Annotated in this window: 16 protein-coding genes and 2 tRNA genes; 17 read left to right on the top strand and 1 reads right to left on the bottom strand. The window is 56.7% G+C overall.

Translation table 11 applies throughout. The features are described 5' to 3' along the window. Positions 1-22 precede the first annotated feature (22 nt). Positions 23-427 (top strand): MFS transporter, encoded by a 405-nt coding sequence (locus BFW87_RS06750; RefSeq protein ID WP_078739150.1) that lies wholly within the window; start codon positions 23-25, stop codon positions 425-427. Between the two features lie 6 nt (positions 428-433). On the opposite strand, the gene yhbY is transcribed toward BFW87_RS06750, so the two are convergent. Beyond that, positions 434-742 (bottom strand): ribosome assembly RNA-binding protein YhbY, encoded by a 309-nt coding sequence (yhbY, locus tag BFW87_RS06745; protein ID WP_043048386.1) that lies wholly within the window; start codon positions 740-742, stop codon positions 434-436. Between the two features lie 106 nt (positions 743-848). Here yhbY and rlmE point away from each other — a divergent pair, with 106 nt between their 5' ends. The 16 genes from rlmE to BFW87_RS06665 all read left to right on the top strand — a co-directional run bounded on the left by rlmE (position 849) and on the right by BFW87_RS06665 (position 17,061). Then, a complete protein-coding gene (gene rlmE / locus BFW87_RS06740; protein ID WP_078739149.1) occupies positions 849-1,502 on the top strand; it encodes a 23S rRNA (uridine(2552)-2'-O)-methyltransferase RlmE in 654 nt (217 codons plus the stop codon). Between the two features lie 200 nt (positions 1,503-1,702). Beyond that, complete coding sequence (ftsH, locus tag BFW87_RS06735) at positions 1,703-3,613, top strand: ATP-dependent zinc metalloprotease FtsH (protein WP_078739148.1); 1,911 nt, start codon at positions 1,703-1,705, stop codon at positions 3,611-3,613. A gap of 8 nt (positions 3,614-3,621) precedes the next feature. Next, a complete protein-coding gene (gene folP / locus BFW87_RS06730; RefSeq protein ID WP_078739147.1) occupies positions 3,622-4,473 on the top strand; it encodes a dihydropteroate synthase in 852 nt (283 codons plus the stop codon). Between the two features lie 16 nt (positions 4,474-4,489). After that, positions 4,490-5,827, top strand: a complete 1,338-nt coding sequence (glmM, locus tag BFW87_RS06725) for a phosphoglucosamine mutase (protein WP_078739146.1) — start codon at positions 4,490-4,492, stop codon at positions 5,825-5,827. Between the two features lie 66 nt (positions 5,828-5,893). After that, complete coding sequence (gene tpiA, locus BFW87_RS06720; RefSeq protein ID WP_078739145.1) at positions 5,894-6,649, top strand: triose-phosphate isomerase; 756 nt, start codon at positions 5,894-5,896, stop codon at positions 6,647-6,649. A gap of 4 nt (positions 6,650-6,653) precedes the next feature. Then, positions 6,654-7,037 carry a preprotein translocase subunit SecG gene (secG, locus tag BFW87_RS06715; RefSeq protein WP_010206600.1) on the top strand — a complete coding sequence of 128 codons (384 nt, stop codon included), beginning with the start codon at positions 6,654-6,656 and terminating at the stop codon, positions 7,035-7,037. A gap of 22 nt (positions 7,038-7,059) precedes the next feature. Continuing rightward, positions 7,060-7,145 (top strand) — tRNA-Leu (locus tag BFW87_RS06710). Between the two features lie 96 nt (positions 7,146-7,241). Continuing rightward, positions 7,242-7,318 (top strand) — tRNA-Met (locus tag BFW87_RS06705). Positions 7,319-7,457: 139 nt separating this feature from the next. Beyond that, on the top strand, positions 7,458-7,916 hold the full coding sequence (gene rimP, locus BFW87_RS06700; RefSeq protein WP_003235029.1) for a ribosome maturation factor RimP: 459 nt from the start codon (positions 7,458-7,460) through the stop codon (positions 7,914-7,916). A gap of 47 nt (positions 7,917-7,963) precedes the next feature. Further along, on the top strand, positions 7,964-9,445 hold the full coding sequence (gene nusA, locus BFW87_RS06695) for a transcription termination factor NusA (protein WP_078739144.1): 1,482 nt from the start codon (positions 7,964-7,966) through the stop codon (positions 9,443-9,445). Positions 9,446-9,472: 27 nt separating this feature from the next. Continuing rightward, positions 9,473-12,004 carry a translation initiation factor IF-2 gene (gene infB, locus BFW87_RS06690; protein WP_078739143.1) on the top strand — a complete coding sequence of 844 codons (2,532 nt, stop codon included), beginning with the start codon at positions 9,473-9,475 and terminating at the stop codon, positions 12,002-12,004. A 159-nt stretch (positions 12,005-12,163) separates the two neighbouring features. Further along, positions 12,164-12,559, top strand: coding sequence for a 30S ribosome-binding factor RbfA (rbfA, locus tag BFW87_RS06685; RefSeq protein ID WP_029298974.1), 396 nt, complete (start codon positions 12,164-12,166; stop codon positions 12,557-12,559). 3 nt (positions 12,560-12,562) lie between these two features. Next, entirely contained in the window at positions 12,563-13,480 is a 918-nt protein-coding gene (truB, locus tag BFW87_RS06680) for a tRNA pseudouridine(55) synthase TruB (RefSeq protein ID WP_078739142.1), read from the top strand. Between the two features lie 115 nt (positions 13,481-13,595). Beyond that, positions 13,596-13,865, top strand: a complete 270-nt coding sequence (gene rpsO, locus BFW87_RS06675) for a 30S ribosomal protein S15 (protein ID WP_049711494.1) — start codon at positions 13,596-13,598, stop codon at positions 13,863-13,865. Between the two features lie 194 nt (positions 13,866-14,059). Then, complete coding sequence (pnp, locus tag BFW87_RS06670; RefSeq protein WP_078739141.1) at positions 14,060-16,165, top strand: polyribonucleotide nucleotidyltransferase; 2,106 nt, start codon at positions 14,060-14,062, stop codon at positions 16,163-16,165. Positions 16,166-16,461: 296 nt separating this feature from the next. Then, the gene (locus BFW87_RS06665; protein ID WP_078739140.1) at positions 16,462-17,061 is read left to right on the top strand and encodes a BON domain-containing protein; all 600 of its coding nucleotides are present in this window, start codon (positions 16,462-16,464) and stop codon (positions 17,059-17,061) included. The last annotated feature ends 180 nt before the right edge of the window (positions 17,062-17,241 follow it).

Genomic DNA, 17,241 nt, shown 5'->3' with positions numbered 1-17,241 from the left:
GCGCCCGCTTCGTGCGGGCGCCATGCTGTGGCAGCTCGCTCAGATGCTCTGGGTGGGCGGCCTGTGGCTGTTGCACATTGGCGTTTTACCGGCGCTGGGCCTGATTGGCCTGGCACCGTTGCTGATCGATGAGATCGATGGTTTGCTCAGTGCGTTGCTGGTGGGATTTGCAGCGGCGTGCGTAGTGCTCCAGGTGCTGGTGCTGGTCAAGGCCGAAGGCTTGGGGAGTTTGTTGAGGGATATTCGCGGCCAACTGCTGTTGATGGCGCTGTATGCATGCGCAATGTTTTGCGTGGTGCATGTGTGGCTGCCGGAAGCGTTGCGCTGGCAGCTATTCAGCTATCTTGTGCTAGGGTTCTCCGGTCTGGTGCTGGTTCTACAGCCGGCGCCCGGGTGGAGTGGCGGGGCGCGCGAAGCACGCCCGTGACCCTTGTTACTTGAAGCGGTGTACGTTCGACAGTTGCTTGTTGACGCTGAAGTTCTTGCGATACAGCAGCGCCATCTTGCCGATGACCTGAACCAGGTCCGCTTTGCCTGCCTTGCACAATTCTGCAACGGCAGCCAGGCGCGCCTCACGGTCAAGGATGTTGACCTTGATCTTGATCAGTTCGTGATCGTTCAGTGCGCGTTCGAATTCGGCTAACACACCTTCAGTCAAACCGTTGTCTGCCACAATCAGAACTGGTTTCAGATGGTGGCCAATGGATTTGTACTGTTTCTTCTGCTCTTGAGTGAGCGGCATAATCTGACCCCTGCGTCTGATCTTGTAAAAAGCGGCGGCCAGTTTACCCGAGCGAGTCCGGGACCGCCCAGTTAATCACGACCCGTTTTATTTTTCGAGGTGGCCCGTGGCCCGTTCCAAAACCAGTCTTAAGTGGCTACAAGAACATTTCAACGACCCTTACGTCAAAAAGGCGCAAAAGGACGGCTACCGTTCCCGGGCCAGTTACAAGCTGCTGGAGATCCAGGACAAGGACAAGTTGATCCGTCCTGGCATGAGCGTTATTGATCTGGGTGCGGCCCCCGGTGGTTGGTCCCAGGTGACCAGTCGTCTGATTGGTGGGCAGGGCCGCTTGATCGCTTCCGACATCCTGGAAATGGACAGTATCCCGGATGTGACCTTTGTTCATGGTGACTTCACCCAGGACACCGTGCTTGCCCAGATCCTTGAGGCCGTGGGAAATTCGCAGGTAGACCTTGTGATTTCCGACATGGCCCCCAATATGAGTGGATTACCGGCCGTTGATATGCCGCGCGCAATGTTCCTCTGTGAGCTGGCGCTGGATTTGGCGGGTCGGGTTTTGCGTCCTGGTGGTGATTTTCTGGTGAAAGTCTTCCAGGGCGAAGGTTTTGACGAGTACCACAAGAACATCCGCAAGTTGTTCGATAAGGTGCAAACGCGCAAGCCTGACTCTTCCCGGGACAGGTCTCGGGAGCAGTACCTGCTGTGCCGCGGCTTTCGCGGCGCTGAAGGCGCAGCGAGCAGTGAAGAGCGCTTTTGAGGAATTCGAAGCGGGCGATAGGTTTTTTTATATCGCTTTCGTCACGAAGCTCTACGAATATTGTGTAGTCAAAGTTTCACAAAGGGTTACAGACGGCGCCTGCCAGAGTTGTAGGTAATGTAGTAAGTTAGGCCGGTGAATATCATGCGAAGCGCGCGCCAGTAGCGGAGCTTGCTTCAGAGGGTAGTTAATTGAACGATATGGCAAAGAATCTGATCCTGTGGTTGATCATCGCGGCTGTCCTGGTGACGGTGATGAACAACTTCTCCAGCCCTAACGAGCCGCAGACCCTCAACTATTCCGACTTCATCCAGCAAGTTAAGGATGGCAAGGTCGAGCGCGTAGCGGTTGATGGCTACGTGATTACCGGCAAACGCAACGATGGCGACAGCTTCAAGACCATTCGTCCGGCAATTCAGGACAACGGTCTGATCGGCGATCTGGTGGATAACCACGTGGTCGTTGAAGGCAAGCAGCCTGAACAGCAGAGCATCTGGACCCAGCTTTTGGTCGCGAGCTTCCCGATCCTGGTGATCATCGCCGTGTTCATGTTCTTCATGCGCCAGATGCAAGGTGGTGCGGGGGGCAAGGGCGGTCCGATGAGCTTCGGCAAGAGCAAGGCGCGCCTGCTCTCCGAGGATCAGGTGAAAACCACGTTGGCTGACGTTGCAGGTTGCGACGAAGCCAAGGAGGAAGTTGGCGAACTGGTCGAGTTCCTGCGTGATCCGGGCAAGTTCCAGCGTCTGGGCGGCCGAATTCCTCGCGGTGTGCTGATGGTCGGTCCTCCGGGTACCGGTAAAACCTTGCTGGCCAAGGCGATTGCCGGCGAAGCCAAGGTGCCGTTCTTCACCATTTCCGGTTCTGACTTCGTGGAAATGTTCGTTGGTGTCGGTGCCAGCCGTGTTCGCGACATGTTCGAGCAAGCCAAGAAACATGCGCCATGCATCATCTTCATCGATGAAATCGACGCCGTCGGCCGCCATCGTGGCGCTGGCATGGGCGGCGGTCATGACGAGCGTGAGCAGACCCTCAACCAGTTGCTGGTAGAGATGGACGGCTTTGAAATGAATGACGGCATCATCGTCATTGCTGCAACTAACCGTCCGGACGTGCTGGACCCTGCGTTGCTGCGTCCAGGCCGTTTCGACCGTCAGGTTGTTGTAGGGCTTCCGGACATCCGTGGTCGTGAGCAGATCCTGAAAGTGCACATGCGCAAAGTGCCAATGGGCGACGATGTGGCTCCTGCCGTGATTGCCCGTGGTACGCCTGGCTTCTCCGGTGCTGACCTGGCCAACCTGGTCAACGAGGCTTCGTTGTTCGCGGCCCGTACCGGCAAGCGCATCGTTGAAATGAAGGAGTTCGAGCTGGCAAAAGACAAGATCATGATGGGTGCCGAGCGCAAATCCATGGTCATGTCCGAGAAAGAGAAGCAGAACACGGCTTATCACGAAGCTGGCCACGCCATTGTGGGCCGCGTCGTGCCTGAGCATGACCCGGTTTACAAAGTGTCGATCATTCCGCGTGGTCGTGCGCTGGGCGTCACCATGTTCCTGCCGGAAGAGGATCGCTACAGCCTCTCCAAACGGGCGCTGATCAGCCAGATCTGCTCGCTGTACGGCGGCCGTATTGCTGAAGAGATGACCCTCGGTTTCGACGGTGTGACCACCGGCGCTTCGAACGACATCATGCGTGCCAGCCAGATTGCGCGGAACATGGTCACCAAGTGGGGCTTGTCGGAAAAACTTGGTCCGTTGATGTATGCCGAGGATGAAGGCGAAGTGTTCCTGGGGCGTGGCGGCGGCGGTCAAAGTGCCAGCTTCTCCGGTGAGACAGCCAAGCTGATCGACTCCGAAGTGCGCAGCATCATTGATCAGTGCTACGGCACGGCCAAGCAGATCCTGACTGACAACCGCGACAAGCTGGACGCCATGGCTGATGCGCTGATGAAGTACGAGACCATTGATGCCGACCAGATCGACGACATCATGGCTGGTCGCGCACCGCGTGAGCCACGCGATTGGGAAGGTGGCTCGGGTACTTCAGGCACTCCGCCTGTTGTTCAGAATGAGCGTCCTGAAACCCCGATTGGCGGCCCGGCAGCTGACATCTAAGGTTTGAAATGACTTCTGTGTTGTCCTCCACCCGGTTGCCTTGCGGCAATCGGGTTCTTGATTTGGCCCATACGCACGTGATGGGCATTCTTAATGTAACCCCTGACTCCTTTTCCGATGGTGGCCGCTTCAGCCAGCAGGATGCCGCGCTGCGTCATGCCGAAGCGATGGTGCTGGCGGGCGCGACCTTGATCGATGTCGGTGGTGAATCGACCCGGCCAGGTGCTCGCGTTGTCTCTCCTCTGGAGGAGTTGGAACGGGTTGCGCCGATAGTCGAGCTAATCGCGCGCGAGTTGGACGTGATCATTTCAGTGGATACCTCCACTCCGGCGGTAATGCGCGAAACGGCGCGTCTCGGTGCGGGTTTGATCAATGATGTGCGCTCCCTGCAGCGCGATGGCGCGCTCGATGCTGCTGCGGCTACCGGCCTGCCGGTCTGTTTGATGCACATGTTGGGAGAGCCTGGCAATATGCAGGATAGCCCGCACTACGACGATCTCGTGGGTGAGGTGAGCGGGTTTCTCGCCGAGCGGATCGCTCAATGTGCTGCGGTGGGCATTGCGCCCGAGCGAATCGTCCTTGATCCCGGTTTTGGCTTTGCCAAGACTCTGCAACACAATTTGAGCTTGTTCAAACATATGGAGGCTTTACATGCCCTTGGTCGGCCCCTGTTGGTCGGGGTTTCGCGCAAGAGCATGATAGGGCTGGCCTTGAATCGCCCTGTGGGTGAGCGGCTGTACGGTGGTCTCGCGCTGGCCGCGCTCGCGGTGACAAAGGGTGCACGTATTTTGCGTGTGCATGACGTTGCGCAGACCGTTGATGTAGTTCGCATGATCGCAGCTGTAGAATCTGCCGAATAAGAATGATGGAGCACTTATGACTAAAAAATACTTTGGCACCGACGGTATCCGTGGTCGGGTTGGCGAGTTTCCAATCACTCCTGATTTCATGCTGAAACTGGGTTGGGCGGCAGGTATGGCGTTCCGTAGCATGGGCGCGTGCCGCATCCTGGTGGGCAAGGACACCCGAATTTCCGGGTACATGTTCGAGTCCGCACTGGAGGCGGGCTTGTCCGCGGCCGGTGCTGATGTGATGTTGCTGGGCCCGATGCCTACGCCTGCAATCGCCTACCTGACGCGTACGTTTCACGCTGAAGCCGGTATTGTGATCAGTGCTTCGCACAACCCCCATGATGACAACGGCATTAAATTCTTCTCGGGTCAGGGCACCAAGCTGCCGGACGAAATCGAGCTGATGATCGAAGAGTTGCTGGATGCGCCGATGACGGTGGTTGAGTCCAGTAAGCTGGGTAAAGTGTCGCGTATCAACGACGCGTCTGGCCGTTACATCGAATTTTGCAAAAGCAGCGTCCCGACCAGTACCAATTTCGCCGGGCTGAAGATTGTTGTCGACTGTGCTCATGGCGCGACCTACAAAGTCGCTCCGAGTGTGTTCAAAGAACTCGGCGCCGATGTGACAGTGCTGTCGGCGCAGCCGAATGGTTTGAATATCAATGATAACTGCGGCTCCACCCACATGGAGCAGCTGCAAGCCGCTGTCCTGGCTGAACATGCGGACCTGGGCATTGCTTTCGACGGTGACGGCGATCGCGTCCTGATGGTGGATCACACGGGGGCCGTGGTGGATGGGGATGACCTGTTGTTCATCATCGCTCGCGACCTGCATGAGCGTGACAAACTGCAAGGCGGCGTCGTCGGCACGCTGATGAGTAACCTGGGACTGGAGTTGGCTCTGGCCGATCTGGGCATTCCTTTCGTTCGCGCGAACGTGGGCGACCGGTATGTGATCGCCGACCTGCTGGAGCGTAACTGGCAGGTGGGTGGTGAAAACTCCGGGCATATCGTGTGCTTCCAGCACACCACCACGGGTGATGCGATTATCGCGGCGCTGCAGGTGTTGCTCTCACTGCGTCGTCGTAGTGAAAGCCTTGCTCAGGCGCGCCAGGCGCTGCGTAAGTGCCCGCAGGTACTGCTCAATGTGCGGTTTGCCGGCGGCGAAAACCCGATTGATCACCCGGCTGTCAAAGAAGCCTGCGAGCGCGTGACCCTGGCAATGGCGGGGCGTGGTCGCGTGTTGTTACGCAAGTCCGGCACAGAGCCATTGGTGCGCGTCATGGTCGAAGGTGATGACGAAATGCAGGTTCGTGGTCATGCCGAACACCTGGCAAAACTGGTAACTGAAGTTTGCTCCTGAATTCGGCTTGCCAGTGATGATGTGGTTGGGTAACATCTGCGCCCACTTTGACCGACGAGGTACAGCATGCGTCGCACTATGGTAGCTGGTAACTGGAAGATGCACGGTACCCGCGCCAGTGTCGCTGAGCTGATCAATGGCCTTCGTCACTTGGCCTTGCCGAGCGGTGTTGATGTTGCAGTGTTCCCGCCTTGCTTGCATATCAACCAAGTGGTTGATGGCTTGAAAGGCAAGTCGATCCAGGTCGGCGCGCAGAACTCTGCGGTGGAGCCGATGCAAGGTGCGTTGACCGGTGAGATTTCGCCGAGTCAGTTGGTAGATGCGGGTTGTTCCTATGTGCTTGTCGGGCACTCCGAGCGTCGTCAGATGATGGGCGAGCGTGATGGGACACTCAATCGCAAATTCGCAGCGGCACAGGCTTGTGGCCTGATTCCCGTGTTGTGCATAGGGGAAACCCTTGAGCAGCGGGAAGCCGGCAAAACCCTTGAAGTTGTCTCGCGTCAGCTGGGCAGCATCATCGAGGAGCTGGGTGTTGGTGCGTTTGCAAAGGCAGTAATTGCTTACGAGCCGGTCTGGGCCATTGGTACCGGGCTGACTGCTACACCGCAACAGGCGCAGGATGTGCACGCAGCCATTCGCGCTCAGTTGGCGGCAGAGAATTCTGAGGTCGCACAAGGTGTGCGGCTTCTATACGGCGGCAGCGTGAAGGCGGCCAATGCGGTCGAACTGTTCGGCATGCCGGATATCGATGGGGGGCTCATTGGTGGAGCTTCCCTGAATGCAGATGAGTTCGGTGCGATTTGTCGCGCCGCGGGAAACTGAAAAAATGCTGGAAACAGTCGTAGTCGTTTTTCATCTGTTGGCTGCCCTGGGCGTAGTTGCCCTGGTTTTGTTGCAACAGGGTAAAGGTGCGGATGCTGGTGCGTCTTTCGGTGCAGGTGCTTCAAATACTGTGTTCGGAAGCCAAGGTTCCTCTACCTTTCTTAGTAAGTTTACTGCTATACTTGCCGCAGGTTTCTTCATAACCAGCTTAGGGTTAGGTTACTTTGCTAAAGAGAAAGCTCATGTGCTGACTCAAGTAGGTTTGCCAAACCCAGCGGTGTTGGAAGTACCAAAAGCAAAACCGGCTTCTGATGATGTCCCGGTGCTTCAAGAGCAAAAGTCGGCTACTCCAGCGACTGACGTACCTCCAGCTCAAGAGCAGAAGTAAGAAGGGTTGTAAGCGCTGTATTGCCGAGGTGGTGGAATTGGTAGACACGCAACCTTGAGGTGGTTGTGCCCATAGGGTGTAGGGGTTCGAGTCCCCTTCTCGGTACCAATTATCAGGAGAGCCCGCTGTTGCGGGCTTTCTTGTAGGTGGAAGGTTACATTGACCCTGTAAGGGATCGGTCGTATACTTCCGCCCCAGCTTTGTCGCGGGGTGGAGCAGTCTGGTAGCTCGTCGGGCTCATAACCCGAAGGTCGTCGGTTCAAATCCGGCCCCCGCAACCAGTTTTACGGAGCCCCTTTTAAGGGGCTTTTTGTTAGCTGGACACTTTCAACGCCGCTGTTCGACGGCGTTTCAAGGATGGGCGTTTCGCCCATTTTTTTATTTTGCACAGCATGCACATACATGCACGAGGGGGTTCAGGTGTCGAGCAAGCTAGAAGAGTTGCAGGCCTTGCTGGCCCCGGTGGTCGTGGCCCTAGGCTATGAATGCTGGGGTATTGAGTTTTCGGCTCAAGGTCGCCACTCAATGTTGCGCGTTTATATCGATAAAGAGGGCGGCGTGCTGGTGGACGATTGTGCCATTGTCAGCCGTCAGATCAGCGGTGTCCTGGATGTTGAAGATCCAATCTCCGTTGAATACACCCTCGAAGTTTCCTCGCCAGGCATGGAACGCCCACTGTTCACTATTGATCAGTTTGCAAAATTTGCCGGTGAACAAGTGAAGATCAAGCTGCGATCCCCGTTCGAAGGGCGACGCAACTTTCAGGGCCTTCTGCGCGGTGTAGAAGAACAGGATGTCGTGGTGCAGGTAGAAGACCATGAGTTCCTGTTGCCGATCGATATGATCGACAAGGCCAACATTATTCCCAGTTTTGACTGAGACGCGGATCCCGCGGATCCAATGGCTTGCGAAAGGCGAGGCGTACGATGAGCAAAGAAGTACTGCTGGTTGTTGAGTCGGTATCCAATGAAAAGGGCGTACCGGCAAACGTGATTTTTGAAGCGCTGGAGCTGGCCCTGGCCACTGCTACCAAAAAGCGTTTTGAAGACGAAGTTGATCTGCGTGTGGAAATCAACCGCCACACCGGTGCCTATGAGACTTTCCGTCGCTGGACGGTCGTCGAAGAAGCCGATCTTGATGATCCGGCCATCGAAACCTGGCCGAGCAAGGTTGCCGAAACGCACCCGGGCGCCAACGTCGGTGATGTTGTCGAAGAAAAGATCGAGTCGATCGAGTTCGGCCGTATTGCTGCACAGACCGCCAAGCAGGTCATCGTGCAGAAGGTTCGCGAAGCTGAACGCGCTCAAGTCGTTGACGCCTATCGCGAACGTCTGGGTGAAATCATCTCCGGCACCGTGAAAAAAGTCACCCGCGACAACGTGATCGTTGACCTGGGCAACAACGCCGAAGCGTTGCTGGCCCGCGAAGACATCATTTCTCGCGAAACCTTCCGTGTTGGCGTGCGTTTGCGTGCGCTGCTCAAGGAAATCCGCACCGAGAACCGCGGCCCTCAGTTGATCCTGTCGCGTACTGCGCCGGAAATGCTGATCGAGCTGTTCCGTATCGAAGTGCCGGAAATCGCTGAAGGCCTGATCGAAGTCATGGCTGCGTCCCGCGACCCGGGTTCGCGCGCCAAGATCGCGGTCCGCTCCAAAGACAAACGCATCGACCCGCAAGGCGCTTGCATTGGCATGCGCGGTTCGCGCGTCCAGGCAGTGTCTGGCGAATTGGGCGGTGAGCGTGTGGATATCGTCCTGTGGGACGACAACCCGGCGCAGTTCGTGATCAACGCCATGTCGCCGGCTGAAGTGGCGGCAATTATCGTTGACGAAGATGCCCATGCAATGGACATCGCCGTTGGCGCAGACAATCTGGCTCAGGCCATTGGTCGTGGTGGTCAGAACGTGCGTCTGGCCAGCCAACTGACCGGCTGGACCCTGAACGTGATGACCGAATCGGACATCCAGGCTAAGCAGCAAGCTGAAACCGGTGACATCCTGCGCAACTTCATCGACGAGCTGGAAGTCGACGAAGACCTGGCGCAGGTGCTGGTAGATGAAGGCTTCACCAGCCTGGAAGAGATTGCCTACGTACCGTTGGAAGAAATGCTCAACATCGACGGCTTTGACGAAGACACCGTCAACGAGCTTCGCGCTCGGGCCAAGGATCGTTTGTTGACTAAAGCCATCGCTACTGAGGAAAAGCTGGCAGACGCCCATCCGGCCGAAGACCTGCTCTCGCTTGAGGGTATGGACAAGGATTTGGCGATGGAACTGGCGGTGCGCGGCGTAATTACCCGCGAAGACCTGGCCGAGCAGTCTATTGACGATCTGCTCGACATCGACGGCATTGACGATGATCGTGCCGGCAAGTTGATCATGGCCGCCCGAGCCCATTGGTTCGAGTAACTAGGCGCGGCCTGAGGAGAGAAGTGCATGACGCAAGTCACGGTGAAACAACTGGCCGATGAGGTCAAAACACCGGTAGAGCGCCTGTTGCAGCAGATGCGTGAGGCAGGTCTGCCGCACACCGCCGCCGATGAAGGTGTGAGCGACAGTGAGAAGCAGTCTTTGCTGACTCACTTGAAGAGCAGCCACAAGGCGAAAGTGGAAGAACCGCGCAAGATTACATTGCAGCGCAAAACCACCAGCACCCTGCGTGTTGCGGGTAGCAAAAGCATCAGCGTTGAAGTACGCAAGAAGAAAGTCTTCGTACAGCGCAGCCCGGAAGAAATCGAAGCCGAGCGCAAACGCGAACTGGAAGAACGTCGCGCAGTAGAAAATGCTGCTCGTCAGAAGGCTGAAGAAGAAGCCAAGCGTCGCGCCGAAGAAGAAGCGCGGAGCCAGCCTGCAACAACGCAAACTGCTGCTTCTGAAGCCGTCGCTGCGCCTAGCGCGCCTGTTGAAGCTGTGCGTGAGGCCGCTCCGGTTGCCGCTGCTCCTGCTCCTGCAGCTGACGCCCGTAAACGCGACGAACCTCGTCGTCCGGACAAGCCACGTGCTGACGATAACAATCGTCGCGGTGGTGGCGGTAGCGGCGATGGCGAGCGTAAAAACGCTCCGCATCGTGCTTCGGTTAAAGAGAAAGCGCCTGCTCCACGCGTTGCCCCACGTACTACCGACGAAGAAAGCGATAGCTTCCGTCGTGGTGGTCGCGGCAAGGCCAAGCTGAAAAAACGCAACGCCCACGGTTTCCAGAGCCCAACCGGCCCTGTCGTGCGTGATGTGCAGATCGGCGAGACCATCTCTGTTGGCGATCTGGCCAATCAGATGTCGGTCAAGGCAGCTGAAATCATCAAGTTCATGTTCAAACTGGGTACCCCAGCGACCATCAACCAGGTGCTTGATCAGGAAACTGCTCAGCTGGTAGCCGAAGAACTGGGCCACAAAGTGACCCTGGTCAGCGACACCGCTCTGGAAGATTCCCTGGCCGAGTCCCTGAAGTTTGAAGGTGAGACGTTCTCTCGTGCGCCAGTTGTGACCGTAATGGGCCACGTTGACCATGGTAAAACGTCGCTGCTCGACTACATCCGTCGTGCCAAGGTAGCTGCTGGCGAAGCCGGCGGTATTACTCAGCACATCGGTGCGTACCACGTTGAAACCGAACGCGGCATGGTCACCTTCCTCGATACCCCTGGCCACGCCGCGTTTACCGCAATGCGTGCCCGTGGTGCCAAGGCGACTGACATCGTGATTCTGGTAGTTGCAGCGGACGACGGCGTGATGCCGCAGACCATTGAAGCTGTCCAGCACGCCAAGGCCGCTGGTGTTCCACTGGTTGTTGCAGTGAACAAAATCGACAAGCCGGGCGCTGATCTTGATCGCATCCGTAGCGAACTGTCGGTTCACGGCGTCACCTCCGAAGAGTGGGGCGGTGATACGCCATTCGTCTCGGTGTCGGCGAAAGTCGGTACTGGTGTAGACGAACTGCTCGAAGCCGTTCTGCTGCAAGCTGAAGTACTCGAACTGAAAGCAACCCCGTCGGCCCCAGGTCGTGGTGTTGTGGTTGAGTCGCGTCTCGACAAAGGTCGTGGCCCGGTTGCAACCGTTCTGGTTCAAGACGGTACCCTGCGCCAAGGCGACATGGTGCTGGTCGGTTCGAACTATGGCCGTGTACGTGCCATGCTTGACGAGAACGGCAAGCCAATCAAGGAAGCCGGTCCTTCCATCCCTGTCGAGATCCTCGGCCTGGACGGTACTCCGGACGCTGGCGACGAGATGAGCGTGCTGTCGGACGAGAAGAAAGCCCGTGAAGTGGCTCTGTTCCGTCAAGGCAAGTTCCGCGAAGTCAAACTGGCTCGCGCTCATGCTGGCAAGCTGGAAAACATCTTCGAGAACATGGGCCAGGCAGAGAAGAAGACGCTTAACATCGTCCTCAAATCTGACGTACGTGGTTCCCTCGAAGCGTTGAACGGCGCCTTGAACGGCCTGGGTAACGACGAAGTGCAAGTGCGTGTTGTCGGTGGCGGTGTCGGTGGTATCACCGAGTCCGACGCCAACCTGGCACTGGCTTCCAACGCTGTACTGTTCGGCTTCAACGTGCGTGCCGATGCTGGCGCACGGAAGATCGTCGAGCAGGAAGGCCTGGACATGCGTTACTACAACGTCATTTACGACATCATCGAAGACGTCAAGAAAGCCCTTACCGGCATGCTTGGCAGCGACGTTCGGGAGAATATCCTGGGTGTGGCCGAGGTGCGTGACGTGTTCCGCTCGCCGAAATTCGGCGCGATCGCCGGTTGCATGGTTATCGAAGGTGTTGTGCACCGTAACCGTCCAATCCGTGTACTGCGCGAAGACATCGTTATCTTCGAAGGCGAGCTGGAATCCCTGCGCCGCTTCAAGGATGACGCTTCCGAAGTACGTGCCGGCATGGAATGCGGTATCGGCGTCAAGAGCTACAACGACGTCAAGGCTGGCGACAAGATCGAAGTTTACGAGAAGGTTCAGGTTGCTCGCAGCCTCTAACTCGCGCACTTCAGGAGCCACACAGCGTGTGGGCATGCAAATGCCCCGCGCCGTGTCAGGACTCTAAACGCAACGCCCGGTCTGGCTTTTGTCAGGCCGGGCGTTTGCCGCTTTCAGACCCCACGGGTTTCACCGTGCGGCAGTAACAGGTAACAAGACATGGCAAAAGAATACAGCCGTACCCAGCGTATCGGCGATCAGATGCAGCGCGAGCTGGCCCAACTGATCCGTCGCGAAGTCAAAGATCCTCGTGTTGGCCTGGTGACTATTACCGCCGTTGAAGTGAGTCGTGACGTGGGTCACGCCAAGATCTTCATCACCGTGATGGGGCAGGACAACAGCGAAGAAATCGCGCAAAGCATCAAGGTGCTCAACTCGGCGGCAGGTTTCCTGCGCATGCAGTTGGCCCGCGAAATGAAGCTGCGCAGTGTTCCCCAGTTGCACTTCCACTATGACGAAAGCGTTGTGCGAGGTGCACACCTGTCGGCACTGATCGAACGCGCCGTGGCTGAAGACAACCAGCACCCGTCCACACCTGAAGACGCCAAGGAGTAAGCGGTGGCTCAGGTCAAACGTATCCGTCGTAATGTCAGCGGCATCATTCTGCTCGACAAGCCCATTGGCTTTACCTCCAATGCCGCGTTGCAGAAGGTTCGCTGGCTGCTCAACGCCGAGAAGGCAGGGCACACCGGCAGCCTCGATCCACTGGCTACCGGCGTCCTGCCGTTGTGCTTTGGCGAGGCCACCAAGTTCTCGCAATACCTGCTCGATTCCGACAAGGGTTACGAAACCCTGATGCAATTGGGCAAGACCACCACCACGGCGGACGCCGAAGGTGATGTTTTGCAGGTTCGCGATGTGACCGTTGGTCGTGCTGATATAGAAGCCGTTTTACCCTCTTTTCGTGGGCAAATCAGTCAGATACCGCCGATGTACTCGGCGCTCAAGCGTGATGGCCAGCCTCTTTACAAGCTGGCACGTGCGGGCGAAGTAGTGGAGCGTGAACCGCGTTCTGTTACTATTGCGCGGCTTGAATTGCTCGCCAGTGAGGGCGACACCGCTCGATTGTCGGTGGACTGCAGCAAAGGCACCTATATTCGTACCCTGGTGGAAGATATCGGTGAGCAACTGGGCTGTGGTGCATACGTTGCAGAGTTGCGACGTACTCAAGCCGGACCTTTCACCCTGGCCCAGACGGTCACGCTGGAAGAGTTGGAAGCCGTACACGCCGAAGGCGGCAATGAAGCGGTTGACCGCTTCCTGATGCCATCGGACAGCGGTTTGCTGGATTGGCCATTGCTGCACTTCTCGGAGCACAGCGCGTTCTACTGGCTTAACGGCCAGCCGGTACGTGCCCCGGATGCCCCGAAGTTCGGCATGGTGCGGGTACAGGATCACAACGGTCGCTTTATCGGTATCGGTGAAGTGAGCGAAGACGGGCGTATAGCGCCGCGTCGACTGATTCGGTCGGAATGACCGAACGAGTGTGGCTGTTAACAGGCACGGTCAACACTCATTTTTAGATACAGGGATTTGTCCCTGGCCTGTTGAAACTGCCCTTTGGGTGGTTTCCTGAAAAAAGGATTGCCTCATGGCTCTCGACGTTCAAGAAAAAGCACAAATCGTAACTGACTATCAGCAAGCTGTTGGTGACACTGGTTCGCCAGAAGTGCAAGTTGCACTGCTGACCCACAACATCAACAAGCTGCAAGGTCACTTCAAGGCCAACGGTAAAGATCACCACTCCCGTCGTGGTCTGATCCGCATGGTAAACCAGCGCCGTAAGCTGCTGGACTACCTGAAAGGCAAGGATCTGGGTCGTTATCAGACTCTGATCGGTCGCCTGGGTCTGCGTCGCTAATAAGCGATTGCGCTAGAGGTTGGTTGTCTGCCGTGTGTCAGTGGGATTCCCGCTGGCCCATGGCAGGCTCCCAGCCTCAAGTTTTATCTGGATACACGTTTTACCCTGGACGAGCGTCGGGCCGATTCCCGGCATTGCCCAAGAATTTCGCAAGAAGACAAGTTCCCCAAGAGCCACAAAGAAGGTAGGACACCGTGAACCCGGTTATCAAAAAATTTCAGTTCGGTCAGTCGACCGTTACCCTCGAGACAGGCCGTATCGCCCGTCAAGCCTCCGGCGCAGTGCTGGTTACCGTTGATGATGACGTCACCGTACTGGTGACCATTGTTGGCGCCAAGACCGCTGACCCAAGCAAAGGCTTCTTCCCTCTTTCCGTTCACTACCAGGAAAAAACTTACGCTGCCGGTAAGATCCCTGGCGGTTTCTTCAAGCGTGAAGGCCGTCCTTCCGAGAAAGAAACCCTGACTTCCCGACTGATCGACCGTCCGATCCGTCCGCTGTTCCCGGAAGGCTTCATGAACGAAGTGCAGGTTGTCTGCACCGTCGTTTCCACCAGCAAGAAAACCGATCCGGACATCGCTGCGATGATCGGTACTTCGGCTGCCCTGGCTATCTCCGGCATTCCTTTTGATGGCCCGATCGGCGCAGCTCGCGTTGCTTTCCACGAAAGCACCGGCTACCTGCTGAACCCGACTTACGAGCAACAGAAAGCATCGAGCCTGGACATGGTCGTTGCCGGTACCTCGGAAGCCGTATTGATGGTTGAATCGGAAGCCAAAGAGCTGACCGAAGACCAGATGCTGGGCGCGGTACTGTTTGCTCACGACGAGTTCCAGGTCGTGATCAACGCTGTTAAAGAACTGGCTGCCGAAGCTGCCAAGCCTACCTGGGCCTGGGCTCCAAAAGCTGAAGCGACTGAACTGCTGGGCGCTATCCGCTCCGAGTTCGGCGCTGCGATCTCCGACGCCTACACCATCACCGTCAAGGCCGACCGTTACGCTCGCCTGGGCGAGCTGAAGGATCAGGTTGTGGCCAAGCTGTCCGGTGAAGAAGGCCAGCCTTCCTCCAGCGACGTCAAAGCTGCCTTCGGTGAAATCGAATACCGCACCGTTCGCGAAAACATCGTTAACGGCAAGCCACGTATCGACGGTCGCGACACTCGCACTGTGCGCCCACTGAACATCGAAGTTGGCGTTCTGCCTAAGACTCACGGTTCGGCGCTGTTCACCCGTGGTGAAACTCAGGCTCTGGTAGTCGCGACCCTGGGTACTGCCCGTGACGCACAACTGCTGGACACCCTGGAAGGCGAGAAAAAAGACCCGTTCATGCTGCACTACAACTTCCCTCCGTTCTCGGTAGGTGAGTGTGGTCGCATGGGTGGCGCTGGTCGTCGCGAAATCGGCCACGGCCGTCTGGCTCGTCGTTCGGTTGCCGCGATGCTGCCTGCCGCTGACGTGTTCCCGTACACCATCCGTGTTGTGTCGGAAATCACCGAGTCCAACGGTTCCAGCTCCATGGCTTCCGTTTGCGGAGCTTCCCTGGCACTGATGGACGCCGGTGTGCCGATGAAGGCGCCGGTTGCCGGTATCGCCATGGGCCTGGTTAAAGAAGGCGAAAAGTTCGCCATCCTGACCGACATCCTGGGTGACGAAGACCACCTGGGCGACATGGACTTCAAAGTAGCCGGTACCTCGAAAGGTGTTACCGCGCTGCAGATGGACATCAAGATCAAGGGCATCACCGAAGAAATCATGGAGATCGCTCTGGGCCAAGCCCTGGAAGCGCGCCTGAACATCCTCGGTCAGATGAACCAGATCATTGGTCAGTCCCGCACTGAACTGTCGGAAAATGCTCCGACCATGATCGCGATGAAAATCGACACCGACAAAATCCGTGATGTTATCGGTAAAGGCGGCGCGACCATCCGTGCGATCTGTGAAGAGACCAAGGCGTCGATCGACATCGAAGACGACGGCTCGATCAAGATCTTCGGCGAAACCAAGGAAGCTGCAGAAGCTGCGCGTCAGCGCGTTCTGGGCATCACCGCTGAAGCCGAGATCGGCAAGATCTACGTCGGTAAAGTTGAGCGCATCGTCGACTTCGGCGCATTCGTCAACATCCTGCCAGGCAAAGACGGTCTGGTGCACATCTCCATGCTGAGCGACGCTCGCGTTGAGAAAGTCACCGACATTCTGAAAGAAGGCCAGGAAGTGGAAGTGCTGGTACTGGACGTGGACAACCGCGGCCGTATCAAGCTGTCCATCAAGGACGTAGCAGCAGCCAAGGCTTCGGGCGTTTAATCACCCGCACGCTGTACGCTGAAAGAGAGGACCCTTCGGGGTCCTTTTTTTATGGGCGCAGGAAAGTGAAGAGAAATCAGGCGTTTAGCCAGCTACAAAAGCCGCAAGTTGCATGCAGGCACGATGGCCTTCATGCAAGTTGCACGATTCCGAAAATCCGCTTAATTTATAAGTTGTTGTTTTATAAGGATAAAACTGTGTTTATGAAATTGGCACAGCACCTGCAATATCCCTGTTAACGCTGCAGCATTCAGGTACACACGCTGCAGACTTTTAATAAAACAGGAGTTACTCGTATGAAGAAGTTCGCTCTCGCTACTGCTACCGCTCTGACTCTGGCCATGGGTGCTAACGTAGCCTTTGCTCAGACTTCCCAAGCCCCTATGACTCTGGCGGCTGGTGAAGCTACCAAGGCTAAGGAAAGCGTTTCGGATACTTGGATCACCACCAAAGTTAAATCCGACCTGCTGACCGAGAAAGGCATTCCTGGTTCGGACATCAAGGTTGAAACCAACAAAGGTGTGGTTTCCCTGTCCTCTACAGTTGCTATCTCTGACTCGCAGAAGGCGACCGCCGTAGCGATCACCAAAAAAATCAAAGGCGTAACTGCTGTTTCCGCTGATGGCCTGCTGGCCGGTGGCGCAGTTAAAGCTGACAACATCGACAAATCCAAGGATGCGACCTCCGACACCTGGATCACCACCAAAGTGAAGGCTGATCTGGTAACCGAAAAAGGCATTCCTGGTACCGACATCAAAGTCGAAACCAACAAAGGTGTAGTGTCCCTGTCGTCTTCGGTTGCTGTAACCGAAGCTCAGAAAACCACCGCGGTGAACATCACCAAGAAAATCAAAGGCGTTAAAGCTGTATCGGCTGATGGCCTGAAAGCACAGTAACGCTGAAGAATTCGTCTGAACGAGACGGCGGCGGCTTAGGGTGAGCTAGATATCCACCCAATGCACCTCTGGAGTTCATGCGACCGACCACACGGATGTGGTCATTACAGGCCCCGGCACTTGTGTCGGGGCCTGTTCTATTGTGGGTTGGAATACATTTGCCGGGCAGATGGAGATTCA

This window comes from Pseudomonas fluorescens, from assembly GCF_002022275.1.
Classification (GTDB): Bacteria; Pseudomonadota; Gammaproteobacteria; order Pseudomonadales; family Pseudomonadaceae; genus Aquipseudomonas; species Aquipseudomonas fluorescens_AJ.
Note: the sequence above shows the minus strand (reverse complement) of the source record. Positions and strands in the feature narration are given on the sequence as shown.